Annotated in this window: 12 protein-coding genes and 1 pseudogene; 6 read left to right on the top strand and 7 right to left on the bottom strand. The window is 74.5% G+C overall.

The features are described 5' to 3' along the window. Positions 1-337 (bottom strand): cytochrome P450 (locus L615_RS22590; protein WP_222430672.1); only part of this gene is annotated, 337 nt, incomplete at its 3' end. A 211-nt stretch (positions 338-548) separates the two neighbouring features. Beyond that, positions 549-1493, bottom strand: coding sequence for a 1,4-dihydroxy-2-naphthoyl-CoA synthase (locus L615_RS22585; RefSeq protein WP_145726579.1), 945 nt, complete (start codon positions 1491-1493; stop codon positions 549-551). 240 nt (positions 1494-1733) lie between these two features. On the opposite strand from L615_RS22585, the gene L615_RS22580 reads away from it, so the two are divergent. Beyond that, a complete protein-coding gene (locus tag L615_RS22580; RefSeq protein ID WP_028656515.1) occupies positions 1734-2180 on the top strand; it encodes a nitroreductase family deazaflavin-dependent oxidoreductase in 447 nt (148 codons plus the stop codon). A 47-nt stretch (positions 2181-2227) separates the two neighbouring features. Here the strand turns inward: L615_RS22580 and L615_RS22575 are convergent, their stop codons facing one another. Then, on the bottom strand, positions 2228-2836 hold the full coding sequence (locus L615_RS22575) for an ACT domain-containing protein (protein WP_145726575.1): 609 nt from the start codon (positions 2834-2836) through the stop codon (positions 2228-2230). A 105-nt stretch (positions 2837-2941) separates the two neighbouring features. On the opposite strand from L615_RS22575, the gene recC reads away from it, so the two are divergent. The 3 genes from recC to recD are packed head-to-tail and all read left to right on the top strand — an operon-like array spanning position 2942 to position 11351. Beyond that, a complete protein-coding gene (recC, locus tag L615_RS22570; protein WP_145726573.1) occupies positions 2942-6169 on the top strand; it encodes an exodeoxyribonuclease V subunit gamma in 3228 nt (1075 codons plus the stop codon). Then, positions 6169-9573, top strand: coding sequence for a UvrD-helicase domain-containing protein (locus L615_RS22565; protein ID WP_145726570.1), 3405 nt, complete (start codon positions 6169-6171; stop codon positions 9571-9573). The genes recC and L615_RS22565 overlap by 1 nt, the downstream gene beginning before the upstream one ends. Continuing rightward, the gene (gene recD, locus L615_RS22560) at positions 9570-11351 is read left to right on the top strand and encodes an exodeoxyribonuclease V subunit alpha (RefSeq protein WP_145726568.1); all 1782 of its coding nucleotides are present in this window, start codon (positions 9570-9572) and stop codon (positions 11349-11351) included. The genes L615_RS22565 and recD overlap by 4 nt, the downstream gene beginning before the upstream one ends. 18 nt (positions 11352-11369) lie before the next feature. Here the strand turns inward: recD and L615_RS22555 are convergent, their stop codons facing one another. The 4 genes from L615_RS22555 to L615_RS22540 are packed head-to-tail and all read right to left on the bottom strand — an operon-like array spanning position 11370 to position 13952. Further along, positions 11370-12323, bottom strand: coding sequence for a patatin family protein (locus L615_RS22555; RefSeq protein WP_145726565.1), 954 nt, complete (start codon positions 12321-12323; stop codon positions 11370-11372). Then, entirely contained in the window at positions 12320-12913 is a 594-nt protein-coding gene (locus L615_RS22550) for a sugar O-acetyltransferase (protein ID WP_261376829.1), read from the bottom strand. The genes L615_RS22555 and L615_RS22550 overlap by 4 nt, the downstream gene beginning before the upstream one ends. After that, positions 12910-13440 carry a PGPGW domain-containing protein gene (locus L615_RS22545; protein WP_145726562.1) on the bottom strand — a complete coding sequence of 177 codons (531 nt, stop codon included), beginning with the start codon at positions 13438-13440 and terminating at the stop codon, positions 12910-12912. Before L615_RS22545 ends, L615_RS22550 begins: the two co-directional genes overlap by 4 nt. Further along, positions 13437-13952, bottom strand: a complete 516-nt coding sequence (locus tag L615_RS22540; protein ID WP_145726559.1) for a nuclear transport factor 2 family protein — start codon at positions 13950-13952, stop codon at positions 13437-13439. Before L615_RS22540 ends, L615_RS22545 begins: the two co-directional genes overlap by 4 nt. A gap of 75 nt (positions 13953-14027) precedes the next feature. On the opposite strand from L615_RS22540, the gene L615_RS22535 reads away from it, so the two are divergent. Together L615_RS22535 and L615_RS22530 are read left to right on the top strand one after the other, a co-directional pair. Further along, positions 14028-15635 (top strand): adenylate/guanylate cyclase domain-containing protein, encoded by a 1608-nt coding sequence (locus tag L615_RS22535; protein WP_145726556.1) that lies wholly within the window; start codon positions 14028-14030, stop codon positions 15633-15635. Then, a pseudogene (locus L615_RS22530) lies at positions 15635-16544 on the top strand (hypothetical protein); the annotation flags it as partial. The gene L615_RS22535 and the pseudogene L615_RS22530, both read left to right, overlap by 1 nt.

The following is a 16544-nucleotide window of genomic DNA, read 5'->3' as shown; positions in this document are numbered from 1 at the left end:
CCGCCGCGGGCGAGAAGAACGGGTTGAGCACCCGGCGCAGCTTGTTGTGCTCCGGCGGGTTCAGCGAGTTCGGCAGCAGCGGCGTCGTCATCGTCGGGTCGAACGCGTTCACGCAGTCGTTGACGAGCGTGTCGTGCTCGCGCAGCAGGGCCGTGACGTCGTCGTACCGGCTCACCATGAGGAAGCCGTGCTCGGTGCTGTCGTTCCACACCGCCGGCCCCAGCTCGCGCTCGGCGTTGAGCAGCTCGTAGGTCTCGAACGCAGGGCGGTCGAGCCGGTAGTCGGTGTGGGCGACCGGGCAACCGCCCAGGTCGGTGCGCTGCTGCGAGGGCCTCATGGATAGCTCCGTCCGGAAGTGGGCTGCGTTACATTGGTGAGATCCTGCTCACGATTCGGATGATTGTCAACGGCTCCCTCGGGGCGCCTCCCCCGACAGCCGGAGCGACGCCGCAGCCGGCGCGGTCCCCGGCCCACCAGGCGACCGGGAAAACGACGACGGCGCCGGCTTGGCAGCCGGCGCCGGGTCAGGGCCTGGTCGTCCTACCTGGTCAGTAGTACCAGGGGTACGGCGACCAGTCGGGCTCGCGCTTCTCGAGGAACTGGTCGCGGCCCTCCTGCGCCTCGTCGGTCATGTAGGCGAGGCGGGTGGTCTCGCCGGCGAAGAGCTGCTGGCCGACGAGGCCGTCGTCGAGGAGGTTGAAGGAGTACTTGAGCATCCGCTGGGCGGTGGGGCTCTTGCCGTTGATGATCCGGCCCCACTCCAGCGCGGTCGCCTCGAGCTCGGCGTGGGGGACCGCGCGGTTGGCGGCGCCCATGCGGACGGCGTCCTCGGCGTCGTACTCCTGGCCGAGGAAGAAGATCTCGCGGGCGAACTTCTGGCCGACCTGGCGGGCGAGGTACGCCGAGCCGTAGCCGCCGTCGAAGGAGCCCACGTCGGCGTCGGTCTGCTTGAAGCGGGCGTGCTCCTTCGACGCCAGCGCGAGGTCGCAGGTCACGAAGAGGCTGTGGCCGCCGCCGGCCGCCCAGCCGGGGACGACGCAGATGACGACCTTCGGCATGAAGCGGATCAGCCGCTGGCACTCGAGGATGTGCAGGCGGGCGAGCTTCGCCTTGTCGATGACGCTCGGCTCCTCGGCGCCGGTGTCGTCGGCGCCGATCTCCTTGTCCTCGTACTGGTAGCCGGCCTTGCCGCGGATGCGCTGGTCGCCGCCGGTGCAGAAGGAGCGCTTGCCGTTCTTCGGGCTCGGGCCGTTGCCGGTGAGCAGGACGCAGCCGACGTCCGCCGACTGGCGCGCGTGCTCGAGCGTGCGCAGGAGCTCGTCGACGGTGTGCGGCCGGAAGGCGTTGAGCACGTCCGGGCGGTCGAACGCGATCCGGACCGTGCCGTGCGCCTTCGCGCGGTGGTAGGTCAGGTCGGTCAGGTCCTCGAAGCCCGGGACGACGTCCCACTGGCTCGCGTCGAACGTCTCGCTCACACCCTCGATCGCACTCATGGCACCTGAACCTAGGGCATCAGCGGGCTGCCGCCCGAGCGGGGCTTGACCTGCGCTTCCACGAGTCGCGCGTCCTGCCGACGAGGATCCTCTTTCGCGCCGCGAGCCGGTGCACGAGCCGCGCGGCGCACGGCCGAAGGCGGCGCTGGACCGGGAGATCGGCCCGGCCCTGGCCGGCTCCGGCAGGGCCGTCCGGCGCCGTGCTGGAATAGCGCGCCCCTGCGTGGTCTTGTTGGAGCCATGACACTTCAGGGCGAGTACGAGCCGAGCCAGTGGCAGTGGGTCCGCGACCAGGTCGAGCAGTACGAGAAGTCCGGCGGCCGCGAGGCGAACACGCTGCGCGGCTCGAAGGACCGCATCGTCGTGATCACCTCGGTGGGCTCGAAGTCCGGCAAGCTGCGCAAGAACCCGGTCATGCGGGTCGAGAAGGACGGCGTCTACGTCGCCGTCGCCTCCAAGGGCGGCGCGGACGAGAACCCGAGCTGGTACGCCAATTTCCTCGCCCACCCGCTCGTCGACCTGCAGGACGGCCCGGAGCCGAAGCCGTACAAGGCACGCCTGGTCGAGGGTGACGAGCGCAGCAAGTGGTGGGCGCACGCCGTCGCGACCTGGCCGACCTACGCGGAGTACCAGGAGAAGACCGACCGGGAGATCCCGGTGTTCGTGCTCGAGCCGGTCACCGACTGAGCCCCACCGACTGAGCCCCACCGACGGGCGCGAGGAGCGCCCGTGCCTCAGCTGTTGGCGATCGTCACCGCGAGCCCGCACAGGTGGCCAAGGCGCGCGATCTCGGAGTCCGCGAACTCCGGCCCCCCGCGCCGGCCGATGACGACGACCTCGTTGCCGTCGAGCCGGCTGGCGGCGTACAGGGTGATCTCGTCCTCGGGCACCTCGAGCCGGGTCGGGCTCTCGATCTCGACGAAGTCGAACTCCTCCGGCGCGGCGCTGGTGCGGTGCACGACGCCCTTGGCGCGGTGCACCCGCGCGGCCCAGTCGACGCGGAAGGTCGCGGGGAGCAGGTCGACCAGCCGGTCGAAGGCCCCGGCCGGCGAGGCGGTGAGCTCCTCGACCGCCTCGAGGTCCATGACCAGGTTGCCGCCGGCGGGGTAGCGACTCACCCACAGCACCTCGACGCCGTCCAGCGCGCTGCACGCCGACACCACGGAGTCGGGCATCATCCCCTGCTCGAGCTCCAGCAGCACGTCGTCGACGGCCGTGCCGTCGTCGCGCTTCTCGACGATCTCGATCGCCTCGATGTCACCGCCCGCCATACCGATGGCCGATGCGACCCGGCCCAGCGAACCGGGGACGTCGGGCAGCAGCACGCGCAGCAGGAATGGCATGGCGTCGACCCTAACCGGAGCGGGTTTCGTGGTCGTTGCACGCCCACACGTCGGGCGTGGCAGTTCCCCGGGCATGGCTCGGACCCGCGTTCTAGGGTTCCCCCTGTGCTGACCATCCACCGCGGCCCCGGGACCGCTGCGCTCGCCGACTCGCTGGCGGCGCTGCTCGCGACCCCGCCGGCGGACCCCTTCGCCAAGGAGGTCGTGGTGGTCCCGGCGAAGGGCGTCGAGCGGTGGCTCGCGCAGCGGCTGTCCACCCGGCTCGGCGCGGGGCCGCGCGGCAGTGACGGCGTGTGTGCCGGCATCGACCTGCTCCGGCCGCGCTCGCTGGTCGCGATGCTGACCGGCACCGAGCGCACCGACCCGTGGCACCCCGACCGGCTGGCGTGGCCGGTGCTGCAGGTCGTCGACGACAGCCTCGGCGAGTCCTGGGCACGGCCCCTGGCCAGGCACCTCGGCGCCGACCGGCCGGAGGAGGTCGAGCGCGAGCTGCGCCGGGCCCGGCGCTACTCGCTGGCCCGGCGCCTGGCCGGCCTGTTCGCGTCGTACGCCGTCCAGCGGCCGACGCTGCTCACCGACTGGACCGCGGGCCGCACCGACGGCCTGCCCGCCGACCTCGCGTGGCAGCCGGAGCTGTGGCGCCGGGTCGTGGCGCTGGTGGAAGCCCCGACGCCGGACGTGCGCCACGCCGAGACCTGCGCGGCGCTGCGTGAGCGCCCCGACGCGTTCCCGCTGCCGGCCCGGCTCAGCCTGTTCGGCCACACCCGCCTGCCGGCCACCGAGGTGGAGCTGGTCGGCGCGCTCGCCGAGCACCGCGACGTGCACCTGTTCCTGCCGCAGGTGTCGTCGTCGCTGTGGGAGGGCCTGGCCCCGGCCGTCGCCGAGGGCCCGGTGCAGCGAGCTGACGACACCTCCGCGCAGGTGGTCCGGCACCCGCTGCTCGCCACGCTGGGCCGCGACGCCCGCGAGGTGCAGCGCCAGCTCGCCGTCCTCGCCCCGCTCTCCCCCGCCGAGGAGGTCGCCGACGCGCCCGCGCCGGGCGACCACCTGCTCGGCTGGCTGCAGGCCGACCTGCGCGCCGACCGCGACCTCGGCACCACGTCGGCCGACCGTGCCGCCCGCGCGCTGCGCCCCGACGACCGCTCGGTGCAGGTGCACGCCTGCCACGGCGCGCTGCGCCAGGTCGAGGTGCTGCGCGACGCCCTGCTCGCGCTGCTCGCCGACGACCCGACCCTCGAGACGCGCGACATCATCGTGATGTGCCCCGACGTGGAGGCGTTCGCGCCACTCGTCCACGCGGTGTTCGGCGCCGTCCCCGACGAGCACCCGGCGCGCCAGCTGCGCGTGTCGATGGCCGACCGCGGCCTCGCCAGCACCAACGCCCTCCTCGCGCTCGCCGCCGACCTCGTCGGGCTCGTCGAGGGCCGGGCACGGGCCACCGACGTGCTCGACCTGCTCGGCTCCGCGCCGGTGCGCCGCCGGTTCCGGTTCACCGACGACGACCTCGAGACGGTCACCCGCTGGGTGGTCAGCTCCGGCGTCCGCTGGGGCCTCGACGAGGAGCACCGCGCCCACCACGGGCTGCCGCTGCACGACAACACCTGGCGGTTCGGCCTCGAGCGGATCCTCGCCGGCGTCGCGATGCCCGAGGAGCAGGTGCTGCTCGGGCGCGCGCTGCCGCTCGACGACGTCGGGTCGTCGGACCTCGAGCTCGCCGGCCGGTTCGCCGAGGCGATGGCCCGGCTCGACGACGCCGTGAAGGCGCTGGGCGCCGCGAGCACCCCCGCCGAGTGGAGCGAGGCGCTGCTCACCCACGTCACCCGGCTCACCGCGACGTCGTACGACGACCAGTGGCAGGCGGCCCAGCTCGCGCACGAGCTCACCGGCCTGGCCGCCGCCTCCACCGCGACCCGGGTGGGCGTCGCCGACGTCCGCCGGCTGCTCGAGGACCGGGTCGCGCCGCGGCCGACCCGCGCGAGCTTCCGCACCGGCGCGCTCACCGTCTCCACGCTGGTGCCGATGCGCTCGGTGCCGCACCGGGTGGTGTGCCTGCTCGGGATGGACGCCGACGCGTTCCCCCGCTCGATGACGGTCGACGGCGACGATGCGCTGGCCCGCGACCCGCGCACGGGCGAGCGCGACCTGCGCGCCGAGGACCGGCAGCTGCTGCTCGACGCGGTGATGTCGGCCCGCGACGCGCTCGTCATCACCTACGCCGGGATGTCCGAGCACTCGGGCCAGGACCGACCGCCGGCGATCCCGGTCGGCGAGCTGCTCGACGCCCTCGACCTGACCGCCGCCGAGCCGGTCCGTGCGCACGTGCTGGTCCGCCAGCCGCTGCAGCCGCACGACGAGCGCCTGCTGCAGGCCTCGGCCCCGCGCACCTTCGACCCGGTCGCGCTGCGGGCGGCGACGGCCGCCCGGGCGCCCGGACCCACGCCGGCCTTCCTCTCCGCACCGGTGTCGCCGCCGGACCCCGACCTCACCCTCGAGGACCTGCGCCGCTTCCTGGCCAACCCCGCCCGGGCGCTGCTCGACCACCTCGACGTCGCCCTGCCGTACGACGTGGACCCGCCCGCCAACGACATCCCGATCTCGCCGAACGGGCTCGAGAAGTGGGCCGTCGGCGGCCGGATCGTCGCGGCCCTGCTCGACGACCGCCCCGCGGAGGCGATCGCGGCGGCCGAGCGGCACCGCGGCGCCCTGCCGCCGGGCGAGCTCGGCGCAGCGGCGCTGCGCGAGATCGGCAAGGCCGCCGAGGACGTCGTCGGCCGCGCCCGCAACCTCCGGGTCGGCGAACCCGTGACGACCGACGTGACCCTCGACCTCGGTGACGGCCGGCAGCTCACCGGGCGGGTCGGCGACCTGCACGGGTCGACGGTCGTGCACGTCACCTACTCCAGCCTCGGCGCCCGGCACGCCCTCGAGCTGTGGCTCGACGTGCTGGCCGTCCAGGCCATGCGCCCCGACCTCCAGGTCTCCGGCTGCGTGGTCGCGAAGAACCGGGTCGGCAAGGTCCTCCCGGTCGCCCCCGACCTCGCCCGCTCGACGCTGGCGGCGTGGGCACGGCTGCGCCACGACGGCCTCCAGCAGCTGTGCCACCTGCCGCTGACGACCGGCCGGGCCTGGGCGCTCGGTCGCGGCCACCGGGCGGCGGCGTGGAAGAACGCGATGCGCGCATGGCAGTGGGACAGGTTCCGCCCCGAGCGCGACGACGCGGCGTGGACGCACTTCCTCGGGCCCGGCGCGGGCATGGACCGACTCACCGACCTCGCCCGGATCGCCGAGCACGCCTGGGGTGACCTGGTCGCCCACGAGAAGGGGTGGAGCTGATGAGCAACCCGGCCGACCCGACGCCGTTCGACATCACCGCGGGCCTTCCCGGGGTCGGCCCCGACGGCCTCGTCCCGACCACCACGCTGCTAGAGGCGAGCGCGGGCACCGGCAAGACGTGGACCATCGCCGCCCTGGTGGCGCGCTACGTCGCCGAGGGCCACGCCACGATCGACCAGGTGCTGGCGGTGACCTTCACCAACGCGGCGACCAGCGAGCTGCGCGACCGGGTGCGCAGCCGGCTCGCCGAGGTGGCGGCGCGGATCGACGACACCCTCGCCGGCCACCCGCCGACGACGCCGGACACGCTGATGGCGCACCTGGTCGACGCGCCGCCGGAGGAGCTGCTCGCCCGCCGCGACCGGCTGCGCGCGGCGCTGGCGACCTTCGACACCTCGACGATCGTCACCATCCACCAGTTCTGCCAGCTCGTGCTCCGCGGGCTCGGCATCGCCGGCGACACCGACCCCCGCGCGACCCTCGTCGAGGACCTCACCGACCTGCGCCGCGAGGTCGTCGACGACGTCTGGCTCGGCAGCTGGGCCGGCGACGACCGGCTGTCGCACGAGGACGCCGGCACCATCGCCCGCGCGATCGTCAGCAACCCCGGCGCCCGGCTCGCCCCCGTCGACCCGGAGGAGGGCTCCGTCGACGACGCCCGGGTCTCCTTCGCCCGCCAGGTCGCCCGCGAGTTCGACCACCGCAAGCGCCGGCTCGGCGTGCTGTCGTTCGACGACCTGCTGGTGCAGCTGCGCGACGTGCTCCTCGACCCGACCTCGGTCGCCGGCGCGCGGATGCGCGACCGGTGGCGCATCGTCCTCATCGACGAGTTCCAGGACACCGACCCGGTGCAGTGGCAGGTCTTCGAGAAGGCCTTCCACCGGCACGGGGTGCTGGTGCTGATCGGCGACCCCAAGCAGGCGATCTACGCGTTCCGCGGCGGTGACGTGTTCACCTACCTCAGGGCCGCCGACGTCGCCGACACCCGGCAGACGCTGACCACCAACCAGCGCAGCGACCACGACCTGGTGGCGTCGGTGCACACGATGCTCAACCACGCCCGGCTGGGCGACCCGCTCATCGCGGTCCACCCGATCGAGGCGGCCCGCTCCGCCGACGACGACCGCGTGCGCGGCCTGCCCGGTGCGTCCTTCCAGCTGCGCGCGCTGCTCCGCGCCGACCTCGGTGTCGGGCCGGACGAGCTGGCGAGGGTCGACGTCGTGCGCCCCCGGATCGCGCAGGACGTCGCGCTCCAGGTGCGCACCTACCTCGGCGCCGGGGCCGAGGTCTGGGACGGCGACGAGTGCCGCTGGGTGCCGCTGACCGCCGGTCACGTCGCCGTCCTCGCCCACGCCCGCCGCGACCTCGAGCTCGTGCAGGACGCCCTGCGCAAGGTCGGCGTACCGGCCGTCATCACCGGCGGGCAGAGCGTCTTCGCCACCGAGGCGGGGCGGCACTGGCGCGCGCTGCTGGAGGCGATGGCGCAGCCGCACCGCACCCGCCTGGCCCGGGCCGCGGCGATCACGCCGTTCTTCGGGCTGACCGGCACCGACCTCGACGCCGGTGGTGACGACCTCACCGACCAGCTCTCCGACCGGCTGCGCGAGCTGGCTGCGGTCTTCACCTCCCGCGGCGTGGCCGCCGTGTTCGAGGCGCTCGTCACCGACGGACTCTCCGCGCGGGTGCTCGGCACGGTCGGCGGCGAGCGCGACCTGACCGACCTGCGCCACCTCGCCGAGCTCCTCCACTCGGCCGCGACCCGCGAGAACCTCGGCCTGTCCGGCCTGCTCGCGTGGTTCCTCGAGCGGCAGCGCGACGCCAACGACGCGACCTCCGAGCGGACCCGGCGCATCGACTCCGACGCGCACGCCGTGCAGCTGGTGACGATCCACGGCAGCAAGGGCCTGGAGTACCCCGTCGTGCTCGCGCCCTTCCTCTCCGACCGCTACGTCAACGACAAGCTGCCGCCGACGCTGATCTACCACGACGACGACCGCGAGCGGGTCCTCGACATCGGCGCCCCGGGCGAGCGCACCAGGGCGATGGTCGCGCGGCACCGGTCCGAGGACGCCGGCGAGTCGCTGCGGATGCTGTACGTCGCCCTCACCCGCGCCCGGTCCCGCCTCGTCGTGTGGTGGGCGGCCGGCAACAACGTCCGCTGCTCCGCCCTCCACCGGGTGCTGCTCGGTCGCACGCCCGACGGGCCCGACGTCCCCGACCTGGTCGACCCGCCCGCCGACGAGGTCGTCGTGCAGTGGTTCCGCCGCTGGGGGGACCCCGAGATCGGTGGACCCGCCCTGGCCCGGGCGGAGCCGGTCGAGCCCCCGCCGCTGCCCGCCGGTGACGACCCGACGGAGCTCGCCACCCGCACCTTCGACCGCCAGGTCGACCAGCTGTGGCGGCGCACCTCCTACTCCGCCCTCGCGGCGGCCGGCGAGGCCGAGCAGCCCGCGGTCGGCAGCGAGCCGGAGGTCGTCGAGAAGGACGACGAGCCCGAGCTGGTCGCGCCCGCGGCCGGTGCGACCGAGGAGGCGGGGGAGGTCGCCGACGGGCTGGACGTGCCGTCCCCGCTCGCCGGCTTCGCGGCCGGGGCCCGGTTCGGCTCGCTGGTGCACGCCGTGCTCGAGCACGCCGACCCCGACGCCCCCGACTGGGAGGCCGAGCTGCTCCGGCACGTGCGCGAGCAGCTCGTCGAGTGGCCCGTCGACCTCGACCCCGAGGCGCTCGCCGCTGCACTGGTGGAGGTCTGCGACTCGCCCCTCGGTCCGCTGCTGCCCGGCCGCCCGCTGCGCGGCGTTCCGCTGCGCGACCGGCTGCGCGAGCTCGACTTCGAGCTGCCGATGGGCGGCGGCGACGAGCCCGTCCCCGACCTGCGCCGGCTGGGCGAGATCGCCACCCTGCTGCGCCGCCACCTGCCGGCCGACGACCCGCTCCTCCCCTACGCCGGCGCGCTCGACGACCCGGCGCTCGGCGACCAGGTGCTGCGCGGCTTCCTCACCGGCTCGGTCGACGTCGTCTTCCGCGTGGCCGGCGACGACGGCGAGGAGCGCTTCGTCATCTGCGACTACAAGACCAACCGGCTCGGCGACGCGGACGCACCGATCACCGCGGCCGCCTACGCGCCCGACCGGCTGGCCGCGGCGATGGGGCACTCGTCGTACCCCCTGCAGGCGCTGCTCTACGCCGTCGTGCTGCACCGCTTCCTGCGCTGGCGGGTCCCCGGCTACGACCCCGAGCGCCACCTCGGCGGCGTCGTCTACCTCTACCTGCGCGGCATGTGCGGGCCGGAGACCCCGCTGGTCGGCGACGACCCCTGCGGGGTGTTCTCGTGGCGCCCGCCCGCCGCGCTGGTCGTCGAGCTGTCCGACCTGCTCGACGGCGCACCCGTGGGAGGCCTGGCATGACCGAGCTCTTCGAGACCACCGACCTCGCCGACCACCGCCTCCTCCAGGGGTACGACGGCCCGCTGGCCGTCCTCAACGAGGCGGGCCTGCTGACCGCGGGTGACGTGCGCACCGCCGAGGCCGTGTGCCGGCTCGGCGGCGACCTGTCGGCCGACGTGCAGCTGGCCGTCGCGCTGCTGGTCCGCGCGGCCCGGCACGGCTCGGTGTGCGTCGACCTCCGCGAGCCGGGCGAGCTGCTGCCCGAGCACCCGTGGCCGGCCCCGGACGCCTGGCTCGCGGCGGTGACCGCCAGCCCGCTGACGGGCGTGGCGCTGCAGGTGGAGAACGACCTCGTCTACCTCCACCGGTACTGGGGCGAGGAGGGCGCCGTGGTGCTGGACCTGCACGACCGGCTCGCCCGGCCCCAGCCCGCGGTCGACGAGGCCCGGCTCTCCGCCGCTCTCGATCGGCTCTTCCCCGTCGTCGCCGACCCGGCCGGTGCCGTGGCGGCCGGGGAGCCCCAACAGCAGGTCGACTGGTCGGAGCAGCGGAAGGCCGTCGAGGAGTCCGCGCGGCGCTGGACGTCGGTCATCACCGGCGGTCCCGGCACGGGCAAGACCACCACCCTCGCTCGGTTGCTCGCCGTGCTCGCCGACCAGGCCGACGACACCCTGCGGATCGCCCTCGCGGCGCCCACCGGCAAGGCCGCCGCCCGGATGACGCAGTCGCTCGCAGGCACGCTCGCGAACGAGAACGTGCCCTTCCCCGAGGAGGACCGGGAGCGGCTCCAGGGCCTGACCGCCTCGACCCTGCACCGGCTGCTCGGCTTCCGCCCCGACAACCACAGCCGGTTCCGCCACCACCGCGGCAACCGGCTCCCGCACGACGTGGTCGTCGTCGACGAGGCGTCGATGGTCTCGCTGAGCCTGATGGCCCGCCTGGTCGAGGCGATCCGTCCGGACGCGCGGCTCGTCCTCCTCGGTGACGCCGACCAGCTCGCGTCCGTGGAGGCTGGCGCCGTGCTGCACGACGTGGTCGCCGGGTTCGCCGACCGCGTCCCCACGCCGGTGAGCCGGCTCGAGACCTCGCACCGCTTCGGCGGCACGATCGGCCGGCTCGCCGAGGCGGTCCGCGACGGGGAGGCCGGCATCGCGACGGGGCTGCTGACCGGCACCGCGCCGGACGTCCGGCTCGTCGACCCGGCCGACGTCGACGAGGTCCGCCGACTGGTGATGCCCACCGGGACGGCGCTCCGCGCCGCAGCCGTCGCCGGCGACCACGCCGAGGTGGTCCGCCAGCTCTCCCGCCACCGCCTGCTCTGCGCGCACCGCGAGGGACCGTTCGGGGTCACGCACTGGAACGACCTCGTCGAGCAGTGGCTGCGCATCGAGGAGGGCCTGGACTGGCTGCCGGCCCGCTACCCCGGACAACCCCTGCTGCAGACCGCCAACGACTACGGCCTGCGCCTGTGGAACGGCGACACCGGGGTCGTGCTCGGTGGCGACGAGCGCCGCGTCGTGTCGCTCGCCCGCCTCTCCGACGTCGAGGTCGCCCACGCACTGACCGTGCACCGCAGCCAGGGCAGCGAGTTCGACGAGGTCACGGTGGTGCTCCCCGAGGCCGACTCGCGCCTGCTCACCCGACAGCTGCTCTACACCGCCATCACCCGTGCCCGCTCGACGGTCACCGTCGTCGGCACCCCGGAGGCAGTGGCGCACGCCATCGAGCGCCAGGCGAGCCGTGCCTCCGGGCTGGCGGCGCGGCTGTCGGCTGACCTGTCGGCTGACCTGCCCGGCTGACCTGTCCGCCCGATCGGGTCAGGCGGGCGACTCGCGCCGCTGCAGCACGTTGCTCATGGTGACCCGGCCGCGCTCGATCGCGTCGGCGATCTCGTCGAGCTTGCTGCTCAGCCGGCTGATGTCCGGGGAGGCGAGCGGCGGGCGCACCTCGACCAGCGTCGCGACGGGCGCGACCGACGCCTCGGCGAGGTGGAGGTCGTCCGCGGCGTAGGACCGGTGCCGCTCGACGTGCGCGCGACCGGCGTGCCGCCCGTGCAGCAGGAAGTACGGCGCCAGCAGGGCCCGCTCCAGCCGCGACGGTGGCGCGGCGTGCTGGTCGGTGCGGCGGGTGCGCAGCACCAGCACGTGGGTCGCACCGTCGGCCAGCGCGGTCCGGTAGGGCACGCCCTCGGAGAGCCCGCCGTCGACGTACGTGCGACCGGCGAGGCGGACCGGCCGGCCCGCGAGCAGCGGGAGGCAGGAGCTGGCACGCAGCGCGGTCTGGAGGCTGAGCCGGTCCTCGACGTACGGCGACAGGTCGGTCGCCTCCCCGGTGCGGGCGTCGGTCGCCATCGGGTGGAACCGGACCGGGTTCGCGAGCACGGCCTCGAAGTCCATCGGGGTGATCGACTCGTAGACGTGGTGGACCAGGCGGCCGAGGTCGATAAGGGGGCCGCCGCGCAGCACCCGGCGCGGGTCGGTGACGCCGGCGGCAGCGACCTCGGGCCAGGCCCAGCTGCGGATCCAGCGCCGGGCGTGGCCGGTCAGCAGCCACGCGCCGTTGAGGGCGCCGGCGGACGTCCCGTAGACGTCGTCGAAGGCGTCGGTGAGACCGGCCTCGTCGAGCGCGAGGGCCATGCCGGCGGAGTAGGCGGCGCGGTTGCCGCCGCCCTCGATCGCCAGCGCGATCCGGAAGTCGTCGTCGCGCTGCCCCGGCCGGCTGCCGGTGCGCCGGCGGTGGGCGAGGGCGTCGAGCAGGGAGGTGCCGCTCACGACCGGTCCAGCTCCCGCAGGACCCGCGCCGGGTTGCCCAGGGCGAGCACGCCGGCGGGGAGGTCCTTCGTGACGACCGAGCCGGCACCCACCACGGTGTCGGCGCCGATGGTGACGCCGGGGCAGACGATGACGCCCCCGCCGAGCCACACGTTGTCGCCGATCGTGATCGGCCTCGCCGCCTCCCACTTGTCGCGGCGCGGCCCGGCCTCGAGCGGGTGCACCGGCGTCAGCAGCTGCACGTTCGGGCCGACCTGCACGTCGTCACCGATGACGATGTCGACGACGTCGAGGGCGACGAGGCCGAAGTTCACGAACGTCCGGGCCCCGACGTGCAGCTGGGACCCGTAGTCGACGTGCAGCGGCGGGCGGATCTCGGTGCCCTCGCCGACCGACCCGAGCAGTTCGGCGAGCAGCTCGCGCCGCCGGGCGTCGTCGAGCGCCTCGGGCCCGTTGTAGGCCGACATGAGGGCGGCCGCACGGCGCTGCGCCTCGACGATCGCGGGGTCGTCGGCGACGTACCAGTCGCCGGCGAGCATCCGCTCGGTCATCGTGCGTCCGTCGTCGGACGGCGGCGGGTCGAAGGTCACTGCTCCTCCCGCTCGTGGGGCTCGCGCCTGCGCAGCCGGTCGCGCTGCTCGTGCGCGTCCTCGTCGGCCTCCTCGATCTGGCTCTCGAGGGCGGCCCGGGCCTCGGGCTTGCCGTGGAAGCGGCGGTAGGAGTAGACGAGGAGGCCGAGGGCGATCAGCGACGACAGCACCAGGGTGACGCCGGTCCAGGGCCCGCCGACCAGCCACCACTTGTCGGCGACCGGCCACCACGACGGGGTGTCGGGGCCGACCAGCCACAGCGCGCCGAGGCCGCCGAGCGCGAGCGCGCCGGCGGTCGACATCAGGATCCGCGGCCAGGTCTCGACGCCCTCCGCCGCGGCGCGCAGTGCGCGGAGCAGCACCGGCTCGAGCAGTCGCTCGGCCCAGGTGTACTGCTGCGACAGGATCGCGAGGCCGGACGCCATCAGCAGCAGGCCGGGGCCGGGCAGCACCAGCGCCGCGACGCCGGCCAGGAGCAGCACCCAGCCGACGACCTCGAGGACGACCCGCTTCGCCGCCCCGGTCACCGGCCACCGTCCCACGTGTCGAGCCACGCGAGGACGTCCTCGTCGGCGTTGCCGTGCGCCTGCGCGATCCGCGCCCACTTCCTCGCCTGCGCGTGGAAGCGGAGCGGGTTGTAGACGTCCTCCTCGCGCGAGAAGAGCCCGTCGCCGGCGTACGTCATGATCGTGATGTTCGGCTCGGTGAGCACCGTCCCGTCACCGGGGTCCGGCATCGGGTTGAGCACCTCGCAGACCAGGCGGGCCTGCTGCTCGTCGACCACCTGCCAGCTGATCGGGAAGCCGGTCATCAGCCGGCCGGGGTACGACGTCATGGTGCGCACCACCCACTCGCGGATCTCCTCACGACCGTGGAACGTTCCCATCGCGTGCTCGACGTACACCGCGTCCGGGGTGAAGAGGTCGGCGTACCCTGCCCAGTCGCCCGTCGCGGCGAAGCCGGCGACCTGCTCGTGGAAGGCCGCGTAGGCCTCCGTGATCTCGGCGGCGGAGAAGGCCACGGTCGGGGAGCCCGTCATGGGTCGATCCAATCAGGTCTGGCCAACCGCCACAGCAGGACCACGCGATCGCCCGGCACCCCCTACGCTCGGCCCATGCCCCGGGGAGCCAGCACCGGACCGCGCCGCAGCCCCTTCGGCTCGCGGCTGCTGGGTCCGCGCGACCAGCCGCCGCGGCGCCTGCGCATCCGGATCCAGCTGCTGCTGACCGTGCTGCTGGTCGGCACCAACCTCATCGGCGCCCTGGTCGTCTTCGTCATCAACACCTGGGCGATCCCCTCGCCGGCCCCCAACCGGGACATGGTGGTCGCGCTGGCCATCGCGATCCCGACGTACGTCGTGCTCGCCGCCGCGGTCGGCACGGTCTGGGGGACGACCGCCGCGCTCCGCGCGCTGCGCTGGGCGACCCAGCCGGAGGTCGACCCCGACCGCACGCAGCGCGCCCGCGCCCTGCGGGTGCCGCTGGTGCTGACCGGCGCACAGCTGCTGATGTGGGCGGTCGGCACGGCGTTGTTCACCGTGCTGACGATCATCCTGCAGCCGTCCCGGGCGCTCGGCACCGCGCTGACCGTCGGCATCGGAGCCGTCGTCGTGGCCGGCGTCTCCTACCTGCTGACGGAGTTCTCGCTGCGCCCGATCGCGGCCCGGGCGCTGACCGACGTGCGCGTCACCGGCCGGGTCCGCGGGGTGGGGGTCGGCCCGCGGATGGCGATCTTCTGGACCCTCGGCACCGGTGCACCGGTCGTGGGGCTGATGATCGCCGCGATCCTCGCGATCACGCCGGCCGGCAACGACGCGACGCTGGAGCAGCTGGCGGTGGTGACGATCATCGTCTGCGTCATCGTGCTGGTCTTCGGCTTCCTGCTGACCGACCTCAACGCGCGCGCCGTGGTCGCGCCGATCCTGTCGGTGCGCGACGCGCTGCGCGCCGTGGAGAACGGCCGCCTCGACACCGACGTCGTCGTGTACGACGGCACCGAGCTCGGGCAGCTGCAGAGCGGCTTCAACGCGATGGTCGCAGGGCTGCGCGAGCGCGAGCAGATCCGTGACCTCTTCGGGCGCCACGTCGGCGAGGAGGTCGCGGCTGCGGCCGCCGCCCTCGGCGCCGGCGAGATCGAGCTGGGCGGTGAGACCCGCGAGTGCTCGGTGCTCTTCGTCGACCTGGTCGGCTCGACGACGTACGCCACGCAGCACGGGCCGACCGAGGTCGTCGCCGTGCTCAACCGGTTCTTCGCGGTCGTCGTCGACGAGGTCGACCGCCACCACGGCCTTGTCAACAAGTTCATCGGCGACGCGGTGCTCGCGATCTTCGGCGCGCCCGTCGAGCACGAGGACCACGCCGCGGCTGCGCTGGCGGGCGCCCCCGCCCCCCCCCCCCCGCCCCCCCCGGGGGGGGCSGGGGGGGGGGGGCGGGGGGGGGGCGCCGGGATCGGCGTCGCGACCGGCCAGGTCGTCGCCGGCAACGTCGGGCACGAGCAGCGCTTCGAGTACACCGTCATCGGTGACGCGGTGAACTCCGCGGCCCGCCTCACCGACCTCGCCAAGGACGTCCCCGGCTGCGTCCTCGCCGCGTGGGACACCGTCGAGGCTGCCCGCCGCACCGACGCCGCCGAGGCCGGCCGCTGGGTGGAGGACGGTGAGACGATCCTGCGGGGCCGGAGCACGACGACCCGGCTGGCCGTGCCGGAGGACGGGGACTCCTGATGCGACGCTGGACCGGCGCGATGGTCGCCGCACTGGCCCTGGTGGCAGGGGTGCTCGCGGCACCGGCCTCCGGATCGTCCCTGACGGTCGGGATCTTCGTGACCAACCCCGGGCCGCCCGACAACACCGGGGTCCTGCTCGCCTACGTGGAGGGCGCGGACGGATGCTCGTCGGTCACCTACGACTGGGACCTCGATGCCGACGGCACGTGGGACCTCGTGGACCAGTCGTCGAACCTGACCCCGTGGGCCGCGTCGCAGTGGTCCAGCGGCCCGGGGACCTACCCGGTGCTGGTGCGAGCCAACGCCTGCGGCCAGAGCGCGACCGGCTCGGCCACGGTCATTGTCCCCGGCGCCACCACCGGCTTCTCGGCCAGCCTGACCCCCGCGCTGGCGACGACCGTCGGCCAGCCGGTCTCGTTGATCCTGACGATCCAGAACCAGCCCCCGGGCAGCGACCTCTCCTTCGCCTGGGACCTCGACGGCGATGGCGACTTCGACGACTCGACCGAGGGCCATGCCATCTTCACCCCCGTCGCCCCCGGCACCTTCGGGGTGCAGGTCCGCGTCCGCCACAGCGCCATGGCCGACGGCGAGCCCGGCGTCGTCGCCTCGACCCTGATCACGGTCACACCGGGCGTCGCCGTCTCCGTGTCGTCGCCGACGCTCACCGGCGTCGCCCGGGCCGGTCAGACCCTGACCGCCGGCATCACCGCGACGCCCTCCGGCACCGTCCCGACCTGGACCTGGCTGCGCGACGGCCGGCCCGTCGCGGCGCCCAGCACGGCGACGTACCGGTTGACGAGGGCCGACGCCGGCTGTCGGGTCGCGGTCCGCGTCGGCGGCACGCACCCGACGTACGGGACCGCGGCACCGGTCACGAGCGGATTCGTCAACGTGGCCGCCCTCA

The sequence above is a fragment of the Nocardioides sp. J9 genome (assembly GCF_007829375.1).
Lineage (GTDB): Bacteria > Actinomycetota > Actinomycetes > Propionibacteriales > Nocardioidaceae > Nocardioides.
Note: the sequence above shows the minus strand (reverse complement) of the source record. Positions and strands in the feature narration are given on the sequence as shown.